This window comes from Luteibacter yeojuensis (assembly GCF_000964085.1).
GTDB classification, from domain to species: domain Bacteria; phylum Pseudomonadota; class Gammaproteobacteria; order Xanthomonadales; family Rhodanobacteraceae; genus Luteibacter; species Luteibacter yeojuensis_A.
Genome location: NZ_JZRB01000036.1, coordinates 1 through 415 on the forward strand (window position 1 = coordinate 1; position 415 = coordinate 415).

At 62.2% G+C, this 415-nt stretch carries 1 protein-coding gene; it reads left to right on the forward strand.

The genetic code is table 11. The annotated features are described in order from the left end of the window. Positions 1–276: 276 nt before the first annotated feature. The gene (locus VI08_RS22410) at positions 277–408 is read left to right on the forward strand and encodes a hypothetical protein (protein ID WP_269745851.1); all 132 of its coding nucleotides are present in this window, start codon (positions 277–279) and stop codon (positions 406–408) included. The last annotated feature ends 7 nt before the right edge of the window (positions 409–415 follow it).

Below are 415 nucleotides of genomic sequence, written 5' to 3' on the forward strand. Positions count from 1 at the left end.
GTGCGGAACTCGCCTCGAGGGTGGACACCAAGGACTCTTTGCAACACGGAGGCGACATGGGGTCGAGCCACGCTCGCGGCGTGGGGCGCCCGCACGGACAACGGGGCGCGGACAAGTGGTTTTCCGCGGAGCAAAACATATCTCGCGGGTCGTGGTGAGAATGGCTTTCTAGCGAGCCTAGCGGGTTCCTTTAGCGATTGGCACGGCCGATGCAACTTGTCGCAACTTCTATGGCGAACGGGCAAACGCGCCCAACTGCTAGCCAAGGAGAACATCATGAAAGCCGAAACCTTCCTGCTGAAGACCTTCTTCGTCGCCGCCGTGCTGACCTGCGTGCTGACGCTGGGCGCGATGGTGACAACCGACCCAACCCACGCGACCACCACGCTCATCGCCTCGGCCCGCTAATCCTCGA